General features: G+C 55.9%; 13 protein-coding genes and 2 tRNA genes. 14 read left to right on the top strand and 1 reads right to left on the bottom strand.

The genetic code is table 11. The features are described 5' to 3' along the window. Positions 1-23: 23 nt before the first annotated feature. Positions 24-3,455 (bottom strand): SpaA isopeptide-forming pilin-related protein, encoded by a 3,432-nt coding sequence (locus DXB53_RS07780; protein ID WP_117584014.1) that lies wholly within the window; start codon positions 3,453-3,455, stop codon positions 24-26. A gap of 295 nt (positions 3,456-3,750) precedes the next feature. On the opposite strand from DXB53_RS07780, the gene DXB53_RS07775 reads away from it, so the two are divergent. The 14 genes from DXB53_RS07775 to DXB53_RS07710 all read left to right on the top strand — a co-directional run bounded on the left by DXB53_RS07775 (position 3,751) and on the right by DXB53_RS07710 (position 20,298). After that, a tRNA-Gly gene (locus DXB53_RS07775) sits at positions 3,751-3,825 on the top strand. A 425-nt stretch (positions 3,826-4,250) separates the two neighbouring features. Next, positions 4,251-5,594, top strand: a complete 1,344-nt coding sequence (gene purB / locus DXB53_RS07770; protein WP_117584013.1) for an adenylosuccinate lyase — start codon at positions 4,251-4,253, stop codon at positions 5,592-5,594. 1,725 nt (positions 5,595-7,319) lie between these two features. Further along, a complete protein-coding gene (locus tag DXB53_RS09955) occupies positions 7,320-9,242 on the top strand; it encodes an Ig-like domain-containing protein (protein WP_158556509.1) in 1,923 nt (640 codons plus the stop codon). 344 nt (positions 9,243-9,586) lie between these two features. Continuing rightward, the gene (locus DXB53_RS07760; protein WP_158551694.1) at positions 9,587-10,423 is read left to right on the top strand and encodes an ABC transporter substrate-binding protein; all 837 of its coding nucleotides are present in this window, start codon (positions 9,587-9,589) and stop codon (positions 10,421-10,423) included. After that, on the top strand, positions 10,420-12,219 hold the full coding sequence (locus tag DXB53_RS07755) for a diguanylate cyclase (RefSeq protein ID WP_117584010.1): 1,800 nt from the start codon (positions 10,420-10,422) through the stop codon (positions 12,217-12,219). Before DXB53_RS07760 ends, DXB53_RS07755 begins: the two co-directional genes overlap by 4 nt. Positions 12,220-12,332: 113 nt before the next feature. Beyond that, entirely contained in the window at positions 12,333-12,596 is a 264-nt protein-coding gene (locus DXB53_RS07750; RefSeq protein WP_117584009.1) for a TIGR03905 family TSCPD domain-containing protein, read from the top strand. Further along, the gene (locus tag DXB53_RS07745) at positions 12,596-13,807 is read left to right on the top strand and encodes a hypothetical protein (protein ID WP_117584008.1); all 1,212 of its coding nucleotides are present in this window, start codon (positions 12,596-12,598) and stop codon (positions 13,805-13,807) included. Before DXB53_RS07750 ends, DXB53_RS07745 begins: the two co-directional genes overlap by 1 nt. Positions 13,808-13,960: 153 nt before the next feature. Further along, positions 13,961-14,683, top strand: coding sequence for a response regulator transcription factor (locus tag DXB53_RS07740; RefSeq protein ID WP_006236208.1), 723 nt, complete (start codon positions 13,961-13,963; stop codon positions 14,681-14,683). 11 nt (positions 14,684-14,694) lie between these two features. Next, on the top strand, positions 14,695-16,260 hold the full coding sequence (locus tag DXB53_RS07735; RefSeq protein ID WP_117584007.1) for a cell wall metabolism sensor histidine kinase WalK: 1,566 nt from the start codon (positions 14,695-14,697) through the stop codon (positions 16,258-16,260). A 118-nt stretch (positions 16,261-16,378) separates the two neighbouring features. After that, positions 16,379-17,257: a phosphoribosylaminoimidazolesuccinocarboxamide synthase gene (locus DXB53_RS07730; protein ID WP_117584006.1), complete on the top strand. Its 879-nt coding sequence runs from the start codon at positions 16,379-16,381 to the stop codon at positions 17,255-17,257. After that, on the top strand, positions 17,258-17,833 hold the full coding sequence (locus DXB53_RS07725; RefSeq protein ID WP_117584005.1) for a hypothetical protein: 576 nt from the start codon (positions 17,258-17,260) through the stop codon (positions 17,831-17,833). An 89-nt stretch (positions 17,834-17,922) separates the two neighbouring features. Then, positions 17,923-19,203 (top strand): aminopeptidase, encoded by a 1,281-nt coding sequence (locus tag DXB53_RS07720; protein ID WP_117584004.1) that lies wholly within the window; start codon positions 17,923-17,925, stop codon positions 19,201-19,203. A 28-nt stretch (positions 19,204-19,231) separates the two neighbouring features. Beyond that, positions 19,232-19,307: transfer RNA gene (locus DXB53_RS07715), tRNA-Lys, on the top strand. A 193-nt stretch (positions 19,308-19,500) separates the two neighbouring features. Then, entirely contained in the window at positions 19,501-20,298 is a 798-nt protein-coding gene (locus tag DXB53_RS07710; RefSeq protein ID WP_117584003.1) for a TraX family protein, read from the top strand. Positions 20,299-21,236 lie beyond the last annotated feature (938 nt).

The raw sequence follows: 21,236 nt of genomic DNA, 5'->3' as shown, positions 1-21,236 counted from the left end.
GGCTCGCCCGCTTTTTCATCGCGCTAGCGCTTCTTTGGGATTGACCTAAGGCGAGCGAACCATAGGGCTGCGGCACCCGAGGTCAGGAGCGCGGTGATGCAAGCGGCGATGGGGGCTGATCCTGTTGCCGGTAGGTCCTGCGGTAGGGTACAGCGTTGAATGACACTGTCCTCGTCATGTGACTCAAGTTTATCGCCGCCGCCGTTGCGGCAAAGATCGACGCGTGCGCTGTTGGTGAGTGCAGTTTGGGGTGTATAAGCCGACGTTGCCTGCATGTGCACGACTGCGCCCCGAGCGTCTGTGCCAAGGATTGCTCTGGCATCGTCAAGGTCGTCGTGCTCATCTTTGAGATCATCGCGGGTCCAAGAATCCGTATCGCTTCGAGTCGTAAAGTCGGCGGCTACCGCACCGTATTCAATGCGAATGCCCGTCACGACGGTATTGGATGCAAGGTCGAGTTCTTTCGCCTCGAGTGTGGCGGATTCCGTGGTCGAGACATCCGCCTTCCAGAGGTGCCAGTCGTCGTAATCGACGAGGCGGCAATCTTCACCCAGACTCTCTTTTACTTCGTCGGACTCAAGCCAAGGATTTTCGTGCCCATCGTCAAGCGTCGCGTTTGCCGGCTCATCGACGTCTGTCGAGTCCAACGGCGTCGTGCGATACCACACGTTGCACAGACCGTTGAGGTCGCCGATGGCGACGGGGGTTTCGATTGAGACGAATCTCGCCGTGCCGTCTTTGGCGCACTCAAGATCATCGGTAATCGTAAACTCATCAACCCAAGTAGCGGAATCGTTTCGAGCATCGATGGTATAGGAGAAAAGCCCATCCGTATTGGTTTGCATCGCGGCGCGGTTTTTTCCATCGCCGTTAGCCAACAGACCCTTCCCGATAGGTTGGACAAGTTCCTGACGCTTGTCGACCTGTCCTTTGATCTCGATGGGCGCATCCTTCATCGCGACGGATTGGACTTCTCCCGTATCCTTTATTTCAAACGTTATCTCCTCGGCAAGGTCATAGGTCCGCGGAGACATCGTTTCGCGCAACGAGTAGGTGCCGGGTGCAAGATGTTCGATGCGGTGTGGCTTGTCGGATGAGGTCCAGGAGTCTATTTCGGTTTTATCGGGACCATATAAGGTGAGCTGTGCACCTTTCACTTCCTGCTCTCCGCTTGCATCGACCTTGGAGATATCAACCTTGGTGTAATCGTCGGATACGTTAAGCCGTGCTTCCACAACGGGTGTTTTCTGGTCGGCATAGGTAAGGTCGACGATATGGTGCGTCCGGTCGAGTAAGAAGCCGGTCGGCGCTTGAGTCTCGACAACCTCGTAGCGTGCGGTGCCAGATCCCAGCGGGAGGTCGTCCGCGCGTGCCTCTCCAGTTTCATCCGTCGCGACGGTCGCGACGGTCTCACCGTCGAGCGCGGCAATGCTACCATCGGGGCGCACGATATCACCCGAGGCACGGATCTCAAATATGGCGCCCGCGAGGCTGCTGCCGTCTACGGCATCGGTTTTAACGATCCTGATGTTTCCGGTCGCGGCGTGGTCATAATACGAGGCGATTGCAAAGGGCGTTAGGTTCATGTCGGCGGGTATGTTTACCTCGATCTCTTCACCGACAAGATAGGGCTCTTTGGCCGAGGTTTCGCGTACATAATAGGTGCCCGGCACGAGCGATTCGGGCAGTGTGACGGTGCCGGTCGCGTCAGTCGTAAAGGTGTCCATTACATTATGTGCTGGATACCAGCATGTTTGTGAGACAGGTTTGTGATTGCTGTCGAGGAGTTGGAAGGTGAATCCGGCTAGCGGAACAGAAGCGCCTGTTTGGGCATCGCGTTTTACAATCTGGAGATGCGTCGACAGAGCGTGGTTGTCCACGATATATTGAAGCTCGGCGCCGTCGGAAATCTGATTGGCCCCGACGGTCCATTCCCCTGCACGTTTAAAACCCTCGGGGACGGTTTCCGGAACCTCGCGAACGGTGTAGCCGGCGCGGTCGTATGGGATGGCTCCGTGGACACCGGCGGGTCGCTTGCCTGCGCCGAACCATGCTTCTGGCTGATCTTTGGTGGAGGCAAAGCCATAGATGTTTGTGGTCAGTGTGCCAACAACCTGCTGAGAGCTGTTGCTGACAACCTCAAAGACAACACCTCCTGCCGGCTGCTCCAGGCCGGATTGATCGCTATCGCCGTAGTCCTTGAATTTGGAAATCTCAAGGTCAAACGCAATGGGGATATCGGAAACGCGCGATTCGATCTCGACCACGCCTGAATCACCGAGATGGTCGGCTCCAACGGTATAGGACCAGCTGTCGTTGGCTGGCAGGTAGCCCTCGGGGGCTTTTGACTCGTAGATGGTAAAGGTTCCTAGGGGGACATCGGTGAGGGTAGCTCGACCGTTTTCATCGGTTGTGAGGGTTTGCGCCCATCCGGGGGTGGATTGCGACACGCACGTGAACTCTGCTCCTGCGAGTGAAGATCCCACCTGGGGTCCGGCATTCGTCGCGGCATCGAGTTTTACGACATGCAGGGTGATGGCGCCGGGTTGTTCATCAACGGCGACCTGTTCACCGTCATTCCCCGTGGTAAAGGCGATGCGATCACGACGGGGGACATAGCCGGCCGGCGCCTTTGTTTCAACTAGGTAGTATGCCGTGTTGGGCAGAAGTGCTGCCTGCGCTCGACCGTTGCTGTCCATCTGGATGGTGCCGACACGCGCGCCGCTGGCGCTCTCAAAAACATCGAATGTTGCCCCGTCAAACTGATAAGTATTGTTTCCGCTGGTAATGGCAGCGTTTGCAGACTGCTTTTGGAAGGAAACAGAGACCGCCGGCAGTACATAGAGCATGTCTTGACGTTTGCTGCCGCCCGATACGGCTCCTAGATAGCGCCGCGCGCGGTGCGGAGCGGCTTTGATGCTTCCTGATTTTGCTCTGTCGTGGAGCCATCGCGCAGCCGCCACGACTTCATTGTCGGCGGTAAAGTGTCCACTCTTGGTTTTGCCCTGAGCGGTCGTGTAGGAGTAGGTGCCGTCGACATGGGTAGTGCCGTTGAGCATCCATACGGCAAGTTGGGTGGCGGCGCGGGCGCGATCTGGTGAAAGATGGTAACCGCCAAACGACGTGGCGGTAGGATATCCGTGACAAACGATTGCCGCGAACTCGTCGTCGAGCCACACCCAGCCTTGATCAAAGTTGAGCCATGGGCCGCCCGGCTTGGTGGGGCCGGGGCGCTCCTGGTTCATGCAGTAGGCAATCGAGGCGTCTTGAGCTTCATACTTGCCGATGAAGAAGGGCCCACAATCATCGCTAATGGTGCGGAAGCCGAGCTGATCGTAGCCATCGACGGCAAATGCGGCTCCCGGTGCCAGGCAGCCGAAAAGCAGGAAGAGGAGCAGGAGCAGCGGACCTGTTGCGATTGCGCTGTGGACAGAGTGCGTGGGTGCGTTGGACATGGCTGCTCCTTATCCCTCGTGCGCCGCACGGGGAGGCCGCGGCGCTTGGGATGAGGCTACCGCCATGGTTCATGCGGGTAAGTACCAGAAGCTGACCAAAAGCTTGCCCGATTTCTGACAAAGCGAACTCAAATACAACAATCAGATAAAAGTACAGGTAGAAGATGGTAAGAAAAGAAAGACAAAGGTCCTCATCTCCACAATTGACGCGATTTTCAAACGAATCTCCACAGCTAAAACAAGCATCACCACCCTTGTATCGAACAAGACAACCGCGTTATACTAGCCAACACAAGCGGGCATCGCCAAGTGGTAAGGCATCAGCTTCCCAAGCTGACACTCGCGGGTTCGAGTCCCGTTGCCCGCTCCAGTTAAGAGCACAAGCACGGCACCATCACGGTGCCGTGCTTTTTTCAATAAAGTGCCGGGACTCGAACCCGACAGGGTGCGAGCGTTAAATAAACGCGAAGCGTTTATAGCGAGCAGGCAAGGTCGCCGATAGGCGACCGCAGCCGGTGCGTATTTGCGAAGCAAATACGCGGACGTCCCGTTGCCCGCTCCATCAGCCAAGGGGGATGCTGGGACACTCGGTTCGATCCGGTCTCCTTCGGCGGCTTTGCGGACCGGGGCATGCTGACCACAGCCGGTGTGCGTCCGCGACGCGGGCGCGCGGACGTCCCGTTGCCCGCTCCTGCTTCAAAATGTTAGGTTCATGCCTGCTGCCCATACTTGCACCCGCGCACGGTACAATGGTTGGGTTACGACCAACGTGCCAATAACCAAAAAGGAGCCGCTATGATCGATCGCTATACCCGCCCGGAGATGGGACACATCTTCTCCCTCGAGAACAAGTACGCCATTTGGCAGGAGATCGAGGTCCTGGCCTGCGAGGCCCAGGCGGAGCTCGGCAAGATCGGCATTTCTAAAGACGAAGCCCAATGGATCCGCGACCACGCCAACTTTGAGAAGGCAAAGGTCGACGAGATCGAGGAAGTCACGCGCCACGACGTTATTGCCTTCCTGACCAACATGAAGGAGTACATCGACGCTGATGTTCCCGAGGGCGACCCCAAGCCCAGCCGCTGGGTTCACTATGGCATGACCAGCTCCGATCTGGGCGATACGGCTCTGTGCTACCAGCTCACCCAGGCCTGCGATCTGATCATCGAGGACGTCAAAAAGCTCGGCGAGATCTGCAAGCGCCGCGCCTTCGAGGAGCGCAACACGCTTTGCGCTGGCCGCACCCATGGCATCCATGCCGAGCCGATGACCTTCGGCATGAAGTTTGGCTCTTGGGCCTGGGAGCTCAAGCGCGATCTGGATCGTCTTGAGGATGCCCGCAAGAACGTTGCCTTCGGTGCCATCTCGGGCGCGGTCGGCACGTACAGCTCCATCGAGCCGTTTGTCGAGGAGTACGTCTGCGAGCACCTGGGTCTGGTCCACGACCCGCTGTCCACGCAGGTCATCTCCCGCGACCATCATGCCTATCTCGCCGGAGTCCTCGCCACCACGGCGGCCACCTGCGAGCGCATCGCTACCGAGGTTCGCAATCTGCAGAAGACCGATACGCTTGAGGCCGAGGAGCCGTTCCGCAAGGGTCAAAAGGGCAGCTCCGCCATGCCGCACAAGCGCAACCCGATCACCATGGAGAAGGTCTGCGGCCTGTCGCGCATCGTGAAGTCCAACGCCCAGGTCGCCTTCGACAATGTCGCCCTGTGGCACGAGCGCGACATTTCGCACTCCTCTGCCGAGCGCGTCGCCCAGGCCGATAGCTTCATCGCGCTCGACCACATGTTCCAGTGTCTCATTCGCGTTATCGACGGCCTGCAGCTGTATCCGGCTCGCATGATGGCCAACCTCAACAAGACTCGCGGCCTCATCTTCTCCTCCAAGGTCCTGCTGGCCCTCGTCGATACGGGCATCACCCGCGAGGATGCCTATGCGATCGTGCAGGAAAACGCCATGGCTACCTGGCACGAGGTGCAGGACTGCGCCGCCGGCCCCACCTTTAAGGAGCGTCTCGAGGCCGATCCGCGCTGCACCGTCAGCCAGGAGAAGCTCGACGAGATCTTTGATCCGTGGGACTTCCTCACCCGCATCGACACGGTCTTCGATCGCCTGGAGCAGCTCGAGTTCTAACTGATCGATTGGGGACGAAGTCAAACCGATCAGTTTACTTTCGGCCTCCGTTGAAGCTCGGCCTTTCAGCCCAAGCCCCGTTGGTAACGCGTTTATCAACGGGGCTTTTGCGTGGGAGCGTCGGGAAAGTCACACTTCAGCGGATGATGGTATATTGCAGAAATGTCGCTTGCCGTTAATTTGCCCCTTCTGGCAAACATTAGCTTGCAAGTGCTCGTTGGGGGGGGGGTATCCTTAAGCCAATTTTAAGGTGTGGGAGAATGCTGCGTTTTTTCACGAGAGATTGGACTTAGGGGAATGAGAAAAGGGTTTCGGAGGATAGCCGCAGGCATCTGCGTTGCTTTAACGGCGGCAACGTTTGGGCTGACGGTGGCCGCCCCGCATGCGGATGCTGTCATGCTGGAGTCGCAGGATGGTTCCATGGGTGCATCGTTTCTCCCATACGATTCGTCTACAGGCGATGTGTGGTCAGAATTTGATGTCGCTGTTGGACAGACGGTGAAAGGAAGGCTTTCCTTTTTTAATAAAAATCACGAATGGGCGCCCATTGACCCTAGTGATATCGATATCACATCGTCTGATGAGGATATCGCTAAAGTGAGCTATAAATCACGTGATTGGGTGTTGACAATTAGTCCCACCAAAGTCGGCACAACGACTATAACCATGAAGAGCAGGGCTGACGAGAGTTTAAACGGTTCTCTTAAGATTAAGAGCGTGGCTAATCTCAATCCAATTAAGGTGAGTTTCGTATCCTATGACCAATCCGGTGCGACGACAACGACTGCAACGCTGGGTTACACGGATGATTGTCCGCAAAAATGCGGGAACACGCACTATGCATTGCTAGAGGGGACAGTTTACGTTCACCCCAAGGACGAGACCCGTGCGGCTACATATTTTGAAATAAAGGAAGATCCCTCAAAGGATTCCAAAGTTCAGGCAAGGGTGAATTCGAATTATTATTCATATGGAACTTCTGAGCTAAGCGCTTCTTTGCAACTCGAGGCGTTGGCGAAAGATGCAAAAGAGGCCAAGGTTCTTGTCGACTATTGCAACGGCGAGACCGAGACGAAGAAGCTATGTGATGTTGTAACCGAGAATCAGGAGCCTGGATTCAATGAGCGTGGGAACAAAAAACAAAAGATGCTGGTTGGGGACAGCTCTTATCTTTCTGCCATTCTCAACGTTTCCCCAAATGAAGCACTGAAGGCATGCCAGCGTGCACATTGGGATGCGCTCGTTAGCTCTGTAACCTATTCTCTAGAAAGCAGCGATGTTGTTGAGCTTACCGATGGTGAAAACTCGTTTAAGGCAATAAAGCCTGGCACCGTTAAGGCTCATGCTCGTGATGGCCTTGGCAATGACCATCCCTTTGAGATAGAGGTTGTCGACCCTGCGGAAGTGAGCCTTTCGAAGGCTAAGTTTGTGTCGAGCGATTATACATTTCCCTGTGAGGTCAGTTCAGATAGTATATCCAAAGATTGGCTTTGGCTGGAATGTGACAGGGGGTTTGAATATCCAAAGGGCGTGCTGAGCAAAAGCGCTGAGGAATTGATGGACTCCTATGCCGGCGCAAAGTATTCTTTCACTTCAGATAATCCCGATGTCCTCGAGGTAAAAGGACCGATGTTTAATGGTGGCAGTTACTTGGGGTATTTAGTGCCTCATAGTTACGGCGATGCAACGGTTTCAATGTACTTGGGTGGTCGTCTCTGCGACACTATGACCGTTCACGTCGTCAAGCCGGGCGAGGAACCTGCAAAAACTACGGTCTCCATTACGGATGGTTACTCAACATCTATGGACAAGGGCACGACTCAGCAGTTGAAGGCAAAGGTTTCCCCTGACGATAAGGCCAGTAAGGTTGTCTGGTCCTCTTCTAACGAGAACGTCCTTACCGTCGATGGCAACGGTCTTGTTATCGCTGTCGGTGACGGTAATGCCACGATCACGGCAACAGTTGATGGAGTCTCTGCAACCACGGATACAATTACGGTAACCACTCCGGTAGTAAGGATCTCGAGCGTCAGTCTCAGCGCGTCGAATCTTAAGCTTGCTGTGGGCGGCGAGCCCTCGACGTTGACCGCAACGGTTGAGCCCAACAATGCAACGAATAAGAATGTGTCCTGGTCTTCGAGCGACCCGGAGGTCGCCACGGTTGCGGACGGCGTCGTGACCCCGGTCAAGGCCGGTGCTGCCACGATCACCGTTACCACTGAGGACGGCGAGTATAGCGCCACGTGCAAGGTGACGGTTATTCAACCTGCAACGGGTATCACACTCGATAAGCAGAAGGTCACGCTTGTGGGCGCTGCAACCGAGCAGCTTAAGGCAACGGTCGTTCCCGCGGAGGCTGACCAGACGGTTGTCTGGAAGTCCAGTAACGACAGCGTCGCTACGGTCGATCAAACCGGCAAAGTGACGTCTGTTTCCAAGGGCGCCGCAACCATCACTGCTTCGACCGAAGATGGCACCTATTCTCAGGATTGCGCGGTGACTGTTTCCAACCCCGCAACGAACCTTACGGTCGACCAGACCGCTCTTAACCTCAAGAAGGGCGAAGAGCGCACCGTGAAGATTTCTCTTGTTGGAGCCCTTGCGGGCGAGGTCGACGAGACCAAGCTTGCTCTGGATAACACGGGCGCTTCTAAGGCGTTTGAGGTTGTCGACAACGGCGATGGCTCCTACACCGTTACCGCCCTCAAGACCGGTTCTGGCTCATTTGTCATTACTGCAGAATCGCTCTCCCAAACCGTCTCGGTGACCGTGACCAACCCCGTCCAGAAAGTCGAGCTCGACAAGACGAGCCTGTCCTTTACCGTCGGTGATGCCTCCGTAAAGCTCTCCGCAACGGTGAGTCCTGTCGATGCAGACGATACGACGGTGAGCTGGGCCTCCAGCGACTCGTCGATCGCTACGGTCAAAGACGGCGTCGTGACGCCGCTTAAGGCCGGTACCGCCACGATCACCGCCACCTGTGGTGACAAAACAACGACCTGTACCGTTACTGTAGCGGCGAGGACCATTGCGGGCGTTGCAGGTAGCGACGGAACGGACGTTAGCGTAAGCGCCGAGAACAATGCCGCTGCCGGCATTGCCCAGAACAACAGCATCTCTCTTGTGGTCGAGGAACCGACAAATCTTACCGACGCCGCCAATGCTACAATTTCCGGCCTTGAGCAGGGGAGTACCAAGGTTGCCGATAAGCTCGATATCAAGCTTCTCAAGGACGGCGAGGTTATCGAGGACTACGAAGGCATGTCCTTCATCGTCCGTGTCAAGATGACTGCCGCCATGAAGGCGCTCACCAATCTCAAGGTGCTCTACGTTGCTGAGGATGGTTCCACCCAGGCTATGGATACGTGGATCGAGGGGGACTACCTCTGCTTCCGCACGAGCCACTTCTCGACGTACGTGGTGACGGGCGAGGAGGCCAATGGGGAGCCGGCTCAGCCTACGCAGCCCGTGACGCCGTCCCAGCCTGGTCAGCAGACGACGACCAGGGTGACCAAAAAGTCTACTAAGACTACTAAGGGTGCGCTCGCCAATACGGGCGATCAGGCCCCTGCCGTCGCCTTTATTATGGCCGTTGCCGGCGCTTCGTTGATTGCCTTCGCGCTTATGCGCAAACGTCTCGAGCGTTAGGGCGCCCCTCTCGTTTAAGCGCGACCTTTCAGTCCAAGCCCTGTTGGTAACTCGTCTTACTAACGGGGCTTTTCCGTTAAAGACTTCAGCCCGTGTGTCGCGTGCAGTGCGGCGCGTCGGAAACCGCCAGATACGCGGTCGGCGCCAACGGCCTGAACGAGGCGGCGGTCGGGGGTGCATTCGGGAGCAGTTGAGCTTCGAGTAGGGTTAAACTAATTCGACCGCTTGCGGTTGCATTTGGACCATTGGCGCCTTGCCCGTCTTGGGCGAGGCGCTTTTTTTATTGCCGCATCAGCCCCGGGTATAAAATGAAATCCGACTGCTGTTTCGATGAAGGGAGGCGCGTGCCCGGACGTATCAAGCGAGTCACCATTGTCTCGTTTACGCTCATGCTCCTTGTTGCTGCCTGTGTGGTCGCCCTGACGTATACCGTTCGAAGCAGCTCTTCCTCCTCGAATGAAGCCGACAAAGATCTCCCAGTACTCAAAATCGGCGTTACGGATAACGACCCCTATGTGTATATCGATACCACGGGCGATTACGTCGGTATCGATATCGACATCGCCCGCGAGGCCTGCAAGCGTGCGGGGCTCAAGCCACAGTTTGTCGATATTGACTGGAACGATCGCGACCGGCTGCTCAAAAACGGTGATATCGATTGCCTGTGGTGTGATTATTCTCCCTGTTATCGCGAGGATAAGTATTACTGGACCGAGCCGTATCTAACCGTGACGGTCTCGGTTGCCGCCAAGAAAACGAGCGGCATCAAGTCCTTGGCGCATCTCGATGGAAGCAAGACCATCGCGGTGATTGCGGGCTCGGTGAGCGAACGCCGATTGCTCGCAGGGGATCTGGAAATCTCGCCGGACGTGCAAATCAAATCGTACGGTTCTGCCGAGCTCTGCAAAGCCGCCCTCGCCAAAGGGTATGTCGACTGTTGGATGGCGGACGTTCAGCCGCTTGATCGACTTGTCGCCCAGTATCCCGGCCTTTACCGCGTGTTCGCTGACAACGTTATGACGGTTGACCTTGGCGTCGCGTTTAAGGACGGCTATGAGGGGGAGTACGTCAAAAACCTCAATACCGTGCTGTTCGAGATGGATCGAGATGGCACGATTGAGCGCATTGTGGGCAAGTACAAGGCAGGGGCGACGACGGACGGGCAAGGAGCGGAATCATGACAAATGATGAGCGCCGCTTGCGCCGAAAGGCATTAGTCACCGCGGCTATCTGCGTTGTGGTCAGCGCTGTTCTGTTGGGTCTGCTGTATATGGTCGGCACGCATCGCTGTCTCGATAAAACGCTTGGGTTTGGTCAGGAAACCATGGTGTTTTTAAAAAACGCCTGCGAAAAATATGACCGATATGAACAGGGAAGAAAAACCGAAGCGACGCACAATTTGGATGCCGTGCTCGAGTCGTTTTCGACGTTCTTGCCGTCTGATCACGTTGAAGTCAACGATGACCTCGTCGAGGAGTACGTCCATACCGAGCACCTTTCGGGAATGTTGGTCATGGACGCCGACGGCCATATGGCCGCTCATTACGATATTGATGGTCGCGATCCGCTGATGCTGTGGCGAGAGGAGCTGGCCTGTTCGTCGGTCGCATCGATGTATCGAGGATCCAAGGTGTCCTACTCGACGGTCGTTGAGCGTCGCGATGTCGATTTTGCCGTGAGTGTTGTTCCGTACGGTGATGGCGTAGCGCTGGGGTATCGATCGCTTGCGCTCGAGCCCGCCGATGATTATTCGTATACGATCGCCGACGTGCTCGTGAACAACACATTCCATCAGAGCCCAACGGTGCTCGTGATGCGCGATATGCAGATCGTTTCCTCAAACGATTCGAATGTCGATCTAACCCTTGCCCGGCTTCTTGCCGATAGCGGAATTGATTGGAAAGACGAAGGCTTAACACGTATCGAATATCGGGGAAGTACCTGGTATGCCGTGCGTGCGGCGTATGAGGACTATCGCCTGTTTGCGCTTTATCCCAAATCTGAGGTCATGTCGGGCAGGATTTCATTTATCGCTGCCGGCGTGCTGGTGCTCTTGGCGTTTTGGGTTGTAGTGCTGTTGGCGCGCAACATTGCCGATCGTCGCAATTTGGCCGAAAAGGACAAGCAACTCGGCATCATCAATGCTATCAGTTCCATATATGAGTCGACCTTCCTGCTGCATCTCGATACGCTCGAGATCGAGGGAATTAACATGTCGCCATCGGTGGCGAAGATATTTGCCGAGCACGCCGAGGCATATGACTTTTTTGCAACGGTTTGCCGAGACATTGTGAGTCCCGAAAGTCGCGAGGCGGTCATGGAGCTCTTAGATATAAAGACACTTCGGGATCGTATGGAGGGCGTGCCGTACTTGGATGCCGAGGTGCGAGATTGCCGAGGTACGTGGTATTCGCTGCAGGTTGTTCCACAGCGCCGCGATGAGCGGGGTCGACTGGAATCGGTCGTCGTGGCGACGCATAACATCTCGATGACAAAGCGCGCCGAGGAGCTCTCTTTCCAGGACAAGCTGACGGGACTTCGCAATAGAAATTACCTTGAGTCCCTTGGCGACGATCTGGTGAACGAGTCCCTGCCCGTGAGTGTGATCATGATGGACTGCAATTTCCTCAAGCATACCAACGATCTCTACGGTCACGAAATGGGCGATGAGCTGCTACGGCGTACGGCGTCTGTATTGAGGCGGGCGGCAGGCGAGAAGTTTGTGCCTATGCGCATTGGTGGCGACGAGTTCTTGTTGATTTGCCCTCACACCGATCGCGAATCCGCATGTGAAGTAGTGCAAGATCTTCGCCTCAGCCTTGCTGCTGCGAGCGATGAGGTGCTGACAGTCAGTGCGTCGTTTGGTGTCGCGACGGCAGAGACACCCGGATGTACACTGACCGAGATGTACCACATCGCTGACCACAACATGTATCAAGAGAAACGAAAAGTCCACGCTCGGGAAGCAGATTGCTAGTATTGCTGCCGCCGGTTTGCGCATTGGGGAATGTTGAATCGGTGCCCGCGATACTTTATCGGTTCGGACGGGGATAATAGACGTCTGAAATTGCTTTACGAGAGGGGAACGCAATGATTAGTTTTGATTACAAGCCTCAGGGCGTATGCGCTCGCAATATCCACCTTGACCTGTCCGATGACGGCAACAAGGTGGTGGGCGTCGAGTTTACCGGTGGCTGCAACGGCAATCTCAAGGCTATCTCCAAGCTGGTCGAGGGCGCTCCTGCCGACCGTGTGATCGAGGTTCTTGCCGGCAATACCTGCGGCATGAAGAAGACCTCTTGCGCTGATCAGCTTTCGCGCGCTATCGAGGCCGCTCGCGCCGAGATCGCCTAATGGGTATCGCCGACCACATCAAGAACGGAATATCGCGCCGCGGCTTTGTGCTCGGTGGAGCTGCCGCGAGCGCTGCCACGGTGCTTGCCGGATGTTCGAAAAAAACAGGCACCAGTGATGATGCCGCTGGCGAGCCGCAGGTTATCAAGGACGATTCGAAGATTGTCTCGATTACTGATGAGTACGAGGCAGTTGACATCGATCTTGAGCCGGCGGCATCGTGGACACTGCCGCTGGGCACGTTGCTGTACTACTGCGATGGTGACTATGCTGCGGCAATGATGGCGCCCGCATCGGCACTGCACGCCAACACACTCGGTGTGCTCAACCTGGGCGATGGCTCGCTTACCACATTAATTGAGAATCCTATCGAGGGCACGGGATATGCTTTTTACGATGTCCGTGCCGGCGACGGCGTGTTTGCGTGGGTTGAGATGAACTTTGCCAGTTCATCGTGGAAGCTCTACGCTCAAAATCTGTCGGGCGCTTCGCTCTCTGGCGACGTGGTTGAGCTCGATCGAGGTGGCAAGGACTACGATCCGCCGCTGTTTACGGCGTTCGGGTCATCAGCCATCTGGTATAAAATGCCTTCGGCAGGCGGCAATAAAACGAGTAGTGATTCGTTTTGCTATCGTCGCTCGCTTGATGAATCCAAGGCCGAGACAATTTGGAAATCGACGGGCCGCTTTGCGTCGGCCCCGCGCGTGAGCGACGGCATTTTGACCATCTCGCCGCGTGTCCGCAACGACGAGGGCGTCTACTACGGCATAACGGCAATCGATCTGACCGATGACAACAACACCAAACGTGCCCAGCTAGTCCTTCCCTCGTCAGTCTCGCCTTTCGAGGCCGTATATATGGGCGATACCTTCGTGTTTTCTATCGAGGCGACCTATAGTGGCGTGGGCAGCCTGGGCAACATGGGCACGTATATCGGTAATGAGGGAGGGCCGTACCTCTTCCTGTCCCGCGAGCCGCTCGCATGTGCTGCCGGCAAGAAGAATAAATATCTCGTTAAGGTACAGTCATCGCATTTTCTCATCGACACTTCTGCCAAGACCTATGGCTCGCTACTGTCGCCCGACCGCGCTTTGGAATATGGCGATTATCCAGCTACGGCGGGAAAATCGGACTCATTCCTTACGTACGCCACGGTGCGCAACAGCCAGGGTATACCAGAGACGGTCACCGCACGCCTATTCTCTCTTTAAGCTTAGAGGGGTTAAAAAGGCGCCAACAGGGGAATAAGCGCGTTGTAATTGTGAGTACCGCCCGCCGAGCTGCCGCGTCATAGTGGCATCCGGCGGGCTCAGGTGCGTTAAAATGGGCTTGTTCTTAGCTGATTGAGACAGGGGGGCCGTGTTATGGCTTCAGATGCAAAAAAGATTCTGCTGGTCGAGGATGAGAAGGCAATCCGTGACGCCGTCGCTGCCTATCTCGAGCGCGAAGGCTACTGGGTTGTGGGTGTCGGCGACGGTCAGTCCGCGATCGAGGAGTTCGAGAAGCATCAGTTTGACCTGGTCGTGCTCGACCTTATGCTCCCCAAGATCCCCGGCGAGCGCGTTTGCCGCACCATTCGCGATACCTCGGATGTCCCTATCATCATGCTGACTGCCAAGGGCGAGATCGAGGACCGTATTATCGGTCTTGAGCTCGGCGCCGACGACTATCTGATTAAGCCGTTCTCGCCGCGCGAGCTTGTCGCCCGCGTACGCGCCCTGTTCCGTCGTGCCCACCAGGCCGACGAGCCCGCCGTCGAGGTACTCGACTTCGGCGATCTGGTCATCGATATCTCGGGCCACAAGATTTTGGTCGAGGGCAAGGAAGTCGATCTGACGGCTTCCGAGTTCAAGCTGCTCACCACGCTTGCTCGTCATCCCGGCCGTGTCTACAACCGTATGGAGCTGGTCGAGAAGGTGCTTGGGTACGACTTTGAGGGCTATGAGCGCACCATCGATAGCCACGTGAAGAACCTTCGCGCCAAGCTGGGCGATGATCCCAAGAAGCCCAAGTGGCTCTACACCGTCCACGGTGTCGGCTATCGCTTCGAGGCTCCGGCCAAGACCGATAAGTCGGACGAGAAATAGGGAAATCACATATGACACCTGCGCGCTTTGAAATCGGACAAAAGCACAAGCAGGAGAGCGAGGCGGGTTCCAAGGCTAGTTGGAACACGCCTCGCTCCGATTCACGGCCAACGATGAGCTATCCCTCGCGCATGGCACTTGCTTTTGCTCTGACATCGCTCATGACGGTATTGGTGCTGGTGGGCGTGGTCTCTGTTGTGTGGGGCACGGTCTTTTCGGATTACACGCGCTCCAATATCGTCGAAATCGCAAATTCCGCTGCCGAAAAGCTTGCGACGTCGTATGAGGAAAACGGCAATTGGACTGCGGGCGAGCTACGTACGGTCGCGACATCGAGTTTGGTGTCCGACGATTTGGGTATGCAGGTCGTCAACAAGAAAGGCGTTGTCGTTTATGACGACTCATGGCCTTCGGCAAGCGCGACCGCCGATGTGCGCGAGAACGAATCGCCGTCGAGCAGCTCGAGCGGGAAAAAAGCATCGCATAGTCCGGTCTCGTCGGCTCCCACCGGCTCCGATAGCGTTGCAAACGTCGAAATCATAACGTCTTCCGGCGAGCATGTCGGACAAGTAAAGCTGTGGGCCATCGGCTCCGATGCCTTGCTCACCAAGGCAGATTCTGCGTTTAGGGAGAAGACCTTTAACGCCATGGCCCTTGCTGCGGTTGTTGCAGTTTGCATTTCGGTCGTTATCGGATCACTCGTGTCGCGCATGCTCACCAAGCCGATTCACCGTATTACCAGCACGGCCAAGCAAATTCGCGATGGCGATCTGTCTGCTCGTACGGGCTTGCGCGGCGATGACGAGATCGATCAACTGGGCGAGACATTCGATGAGATGGCCACTTCGCTCGAGAAGGATATGAAACACGAGAAACGTTTGACCTCGGACGTTGCACACGAGCTTCGCACGCCGCTTATGGCCATGCTCGCAACGGTCGAGGCCATGCAGGATGGCGTATATCCTACCGACGATGAGCACTTGGAGACTGTTGCTTCCGAGACGCGTCGCCTGGCTCGTCTGGTGCAGCAGATGCTCGACCTGTCGCGCATGGAAAACAGCACGGCTCCGCTCAACCTTGAGCCGGTGGACATGGTTCCTTTCGTGCGTTCCATCGTCAATGCCCAGGAGCGCCTGTTTGTCGACCGCGATCTGCGCTTGCGCTTTGCTGACGAGACCCAAGGTCACGACGATGTCGTCGAAGCCGATCCCGACATGATCACACAATGCGTCATCAATCTCATGAGCAACGCCATGCGCTACACCCCCGAGGGCGGTTGGGTCGTGGTGTCGGTGCTCAGTGACCGCAAACACGTCAGCGTCGCCGTTTCTGATACCGGCATCGGTATTGCCAAGGATGACTTGTCGCGCATCTTCGGCCGTTTTTGGCGCGCCGATGCCAGCCGTGCCCGTGAGGCGGGCGGTCTGGGCGTGGGCCTCGCCGTGACTAAACAGATCGTCGAGCGACATCATGGCTACATTTCCGTGGAGTCGGAGCTTGGAAAGGGTACGACTTTTACAATTCATCTGCCCCGCGAGCACACGGCAGACGCGGCATCTACTACAATGGAGCACTAGCTTTTCGCTATTCGGTGAAGGAGGGGCCGCGTCCCTGCCGCTCCGAGTTTGCGAAAACATGCGGGAAAGAGCCCGCATTACTGTCGTATTTTGGTAAGGAGTGACTCACGTGACAACGATGGAGCGTCGTCCGGATTCCCGTGGCAAGGTTCGTGATATCTATGATGCCGGTGAAAACCTGCTGATGGTCGCCACCGACCGCATTTCTGCGTTCGACTTCATTCTTCCCGACGAGATTCCGTTTAAGGGAGAGGTGCTCAATCGCATCTCGGCATTCTGGTTTGATAAGTTTGCCGACATCGTCCCCAACCATCTCGTTTCCATCGACCCGGCGGATTTCCCCGAGGAGTTTGCCGGGTATCGTGACTACCTCGCCGGCCGCGCCATGCTGGTCAAGAAGGCCCAGACGATTCCTATCGAGTGCATCGTCCGCGGCTATCTGACCGGTTCGGGCAAGAAGACCTACGACGAGAACGGCACCGTCTGCGGCATCCAGCTGCCTGAGGGCCTGACCGAGGCTTCCAAGCTTCCCGAGCCGCTGTTCACGCCGTCCACGAAGGCCGAGATCGGCGATCACGACGAGAACATCTCGTTCGAGCGTTGCTGCGAGATCGTGGGCGAGGACATCGCCACGCAGATTCGCGACCTTTCCCTCAAGATCTACAAGGCCGCTGCCGAGTATGCCGCGACTCGTGGCATCATCATCGCCGACACCAAGTTCGAGTTCGGTGTTATTGATGGCAAGGTCACGCTGATCGACGAGTGCCTCACGCCCGACTCCAGCCGTTTCTGGCCTGCCGCCAGCTACGAGGAGGGCAAGATCCAGCCTAGCTACGACAAACAATTCGTCCGCAATTGGCTCAAGGCCAACTGGGATATGACGGGGGAGACCCCGCACCTGCCCGCCGAGGTCATCGATGGCACGTCCGAGCGCTATCGCGAGGCCTTCCAGATCATCACGGGCTCCCAGTTCACAAGCATGAAGGAGAACGCATAAGTGAGTACCCGCAGCGCCACGAACAAGCGCACGCAATCCCGCGAGGTCACCGGGGTTGCGCGCAAGTCCGCCGCATCCGCCAAGCCCGCTCGTCAGGCAGCAGGTTCTGTTCACGTCGTGCCGGCATCATCCAAGGCACGCCGTAAGGAGCTCGAGAAGGGCGAGAACCTTGAGGGCCTCTCTAAAGAGGAGAAGCGCGCCCGCAAGGCTAAGCAGCGCGCCAAGGAGGACCGCATCTACACGGTGTCGAATATCCTTCTCAAGCAGGATGAGGACTACACCAAGCGCCGTCGCATCTGGTGGGCCGTGCTCGCTATCGGCATGGTGCTCGTCGTGGCCATTTGGGCTTCGCTGTACTTCGCTCCCGCTGGCATGGTGTCCAGTCCCGTCCAGATGGTCGGCATCGTTTTGTCTTACGTCGTCATTCTGGGTGACTTTATCTACGACTTCGTTCGTATTCGTCCCCTGCGCAACATGTACCGCACGCAGGCCGAGGGCATGTCCGACAATAAGCTCAACGCCCTTATCGAGCGCGCGGCTGCCGAGGAGGACAAAAAGGACTCCAAGAAGAAATAGCGTTTGCATTCATACTTATCGCTAAGATATAAGGCGCGTCGTTTTTGCGGCGCGCCTTTTTACTGTTCTATAGATAGATGGAGTGGCACATGATTCGAGCTGCCCTGACGGTTGAAGAAGCTCTGGAGGGCATGAAGGCCCTGGAGCCCAAGATTAAAAACTATGCGCGCCTGGTCGTCCGCAAGGGCGTAAACGTCAAGCCCGGCCAGGAAGTCGTCGTTCAGTCTCCGGTCGAGTGCGCGCCGTTTGCGCGCGTGGTGGTCGCGGAGGCCTATGACGCCGGCGCCGGCCACGTGACGGTCATTTGGGCCGATGATGCCGTGACGAGGCTCACGTACGAGCATGTCGATAAAAGCTATTTTGAGCAGACGCCCGAGTGGAAGCGCCTGCAGCTGGATTCCCTGGCCCAGGACGGTGCCTGCTTTATCTTTATCGAGGGTGCGGATCCCGCAGCCCTCAAGGGCATCGATCCAGCCAAGCCGGCCGCGGCATCCAAGGCGAGGAATACGCAGTGCAAAGTTTTCCGCCGTGGACTGGATTACAACATCAATCCGTGGTGCATCGCCGGCGCTCCGGTCGTGGCTTGGGCGCACGAGGTGTTCCCGGGAGACGCCGATGAGGTTGCAATCTATAAGCTGTGGAATGCGATTCTGCACACCGCTCGCGCCGATGGCCAGGACCCGGAGAGCGACTGGGAACTCCATGACGCCGCATTCGAAAAGAACCTGCGTTTCCTAAACGATAATCAATTTGATTGCCTGCGCTACACCGCTTCGAACGGAACCAATCTGACGATTGGCATGACGAAAGGTCACGAGTGGGCCGGCGGAAAGGGTGAGACGCCCGATGGCCACCCCTTCTTCCCCAACATCCCCACCGAGGAGGTTTTTACCTCGCCTGATCGCATGCGCGCTGACGGAATCGTCTACTCGGCCATGCCGCTCATCCACCACGGTAACAAGGTCGACGATTTTTGGATTAAGTTCGAGGGCGGCCGCGTAGTGGACTACGATGCCCGTGTGGGCAAGGCAACGCTCGCAAGCATCATCGATACTGACGAGGGCGCTGCTCACCTGGGAGAGGTCGCGCTCATCTCCAAGAACACGCCGATCCGCGAAAGTGGCGTACTGTTCTACGATACGCTCTATGACGAGAACGCTAGCTGCCATCTCGCGCTAGGTGTCGGTTTCCCCGAATGCATCGAGGGTGGGTATGACATGTCCAAGGAAGAGCTCCTGGAGCATGGCGTTAACGTCTCGAGCACGCACGTCGATTTTATGATTGGCACGGACGACATCGATATTACGGGCATTACGCCTGATGGACGTGAAGTTGTGATTTTCCAGAACGGCCAATGGAGTTGGGAATAGTCCCAGACCGTGGTACAATGCCACCCGCGGGCCGTTAGCTCAGCTGGCAGAGCAGGGGACTTTTAATCCCAAGGTCCAGGGTTCGAACCCCTGACGGCCCACCATAGAATGGAAAAGCGACTGGCGGATGCCGGCCGCTTTTTTGTTGCCGCGACGCGGGTTCGAACCCGAAAGGGCGCGGAGCTGAGTAAACGCGTGAGCGTTTGCCAGCGCAGCGCGCAAGGCGCGAAGCGCCGCAGCGGCCGCCTGCGGAGCAGGCTGAACCCCTGACGGCCCACCCAAAGTAAGGAATACGAAATGAAAACAAATAGATACGGAATTAGCGGCAGCACATTAAAGATAATAGCAGCCATTTCGATGGTTCTCGATCATGTAAGCAGGATCGTCCTGACCAATGGAATCATGACTCACGCATCGTACAGTCAGATATCAGACGAACAGTGGGCGATTCTAAGCGAGGCTTCGGATGTGCTTCATGTTCTTGGCAGAATTGCATTTCCCTTATTTTGCTTTTTGATAGTTGAGGGATTTTTGCATACTCATGACTTAAAGAAGTACCTGCGAAATATGCTTGTCTTCGCAATCATTGCGGAGCCCATATACGATTTCGTCCAAACCGGGCAACTATTTGACCTTCGGCAACAAAATGTTATGTGTGAGCTCCTGCTTTCCTTGGTCTTTTTGATTGTTCTGGAAAAGATACAAAGTCTTTCAAAACGGAAAAGATACATCGCAGAAACTGCTCTGATTGTTTTGACAGCACTGGCAGCTGAATACACTAAACTAGATGGCGGTGTGTATGGCATTATGCTTGTGGCCGCATTCTATTTATTCCACGACAGCAAGGCCAAGATGTTCTTTGCTGCAGTATGTGCAGTGCTCCTTTCGTCATGCCATATAGTTGGCGGCGTATTTGAGTTTGCTACAGCTAATGTACTTAATCCTGATGTTGCTGCCGCGGTCGTTTCGTTGCTGCTTATCAATCTTTATAATGGTAAGCGAGGGCTGAAGCTCAAATATTTCTTCTACATTTTCTATCCGGCACATCTTGCTCTGCTTTATGGTGTTTCACTTATTGTTTTGAACTGTCTTTAAAAACTCTCAAACAAGTCTCTGAAAACGGAAACAAATTGACTCTAAGACTGCTTGTAAATTTCCGGAAGACCTGAGAGATGCGAGGATAGGCAACGAGGGCTGCAGAGAGATGCTTCTCAGTTCTCTGGCGGATCGCACGTATCTGTATGAGGATCACTTCCACACACTCATTAATAACAGTGATAAACACGGCAGATCCTCAAAACATGAGGCTGTGGAGGTCGAACGATGCTTCGAAAGCATGAATGGCAGCGAGAAAATGAGTTCGGAAGCGCCCTCTGGATGATCCAGCATAGAATAGAAAGCGATCGGCTCCGGCTGGTCGCTTTTTTGTTGCCGCGCCACGGGTTCGAACCCGAACTTCTCTATATATAAGAACGCTTGGCGAACAAAACCTGCCTTTTACCGACGGGAAACAAATAGCTGATGCTTTTGGAGTAAAGTGGCGCTCCAGAGATGACCGATGCCTTAACACCTATAAACCAGCTGGTCATCGCCAATATCAGAAGCCAATGCTTCAGTTTTAACCCCAGTGATGCAACTGAGGGACCTATACAATTGTGAACAAAATATGGAGTGCGCGATTCCCGCCCCCGGGGGCCCTCCGGTCTGGCAATATATCTCCTTGCCGCGCGGCCCGGTCGAACCGGATCAGCCGCCAGGCGTGCACCTTGAGAACCGGATACTGCGAGGATGGACACACCAGATGTGTCGCATCCGGGCAGACATCGAACCATTTGAAATGGTCTAACTTGGATTTGTTTTTCGCAAGGCCGCCGAGAGGCGGCCCCGAGAAATTCCTTTTCCTATACCAAAACCATATGAATCGAACGGAACCGATCAGCTAATAGTTGTGAGGACCGGACGGGCTCGAAGCCCATTTATTTTGGACGGAGAGTTCGATCCTGGCTCAGGATGAACGCTGGCGGCGCGCCTAA

It is taken from the genome of Collinsella sp. OM04-5 (genome assembly GCF_003439125.1).
Taxonomy (GTDB): domain Bacteria; phylum Actinomycetota; class Coriobacteriia; order Coriobacteriales; family Coriobacteriaceae; genus Collinsella.
This window is presented reverse-complemented; position numbering and strand designations above follow the sequence as displayed.

Bases quoted from the DNA above. Each gene is read 5' to 3' on its own strand.
- DXB53_RS07780 (WP_117584014.1), bottom strand. From the start codon at position 3,455: ATGTCCAACGCACCCACGCACTCTGTCCACAGCGCAATCGCAACAGGT.
- DXB53_RS09955 (WP_158556509.1), top strand. From the start codon at position 7,320: ATGACCGTTCACGTCGTCAAGCCGGGCGAGGAACCTGCAAAAACTACG.
- DXB53_RS07730 (WP_117584006.1), top strand. From the start codon at position 16,379: ATGGAGCGTCGTCCGGATTCCCGTGGCAAGGTTCGTGATATCTATGAT.
- DXB53_RS07755 (WP_117584010.1), top strand. From the start codon at position 10,420: ATGACAAATGATGAGCGCCGCTTGCGCCGAAAGGCATTAGTCACCGCG.
- DXB53_RS07720 (WP_117584004.1), top strand. From the start codon at position 17,923: ATGATTCGAGCTGCCCTGACGGTTGAAGAAGCTCTGGAGGGCATGAAG.
- DXB53_RS07745 (WP_117584008.1), top strand. From the start codon at position 12,596: ATGGGTATCGCCGACCACATCAAGAACGGAATATCGCGCCGCGGCTTT.
- DXB53_RS07740 (WP_006236208.1), top strand. From the start codon at position 13,961: ATGGCTTCAGATGCAAAAAAGATTCTGCTGGTCGAGGATGAGAAGGCA.
- DXB53_RS07710 (WP_117584003.1), top strand. From the start codon at position 19,501: ATGAAAACAAATAGATACGGAATTAGCGGCAGCACATTAAAGATAATA.
- purB (WP_117584013.1), top strand. From the start codon at position 4,251: ATGATCGATCGCTATACCCGCCCGGAGATGGGACACATCTTCTCCCTC.
- DXB53_RS07735 (WP_117584007.1), top strand. From the start codon at position 14,695: ATGACACCTGCGCGCTTTGAAATCGGACAAAAGCACAAGCAGGAGAGC.
- DXB53_RS07750 (WP_117584009.1), top strand. From the start codon at position 12,333: ATGATTAGTTTTGATTACAAGCCTCAGGGCGTATGCGCTCGCAATATC.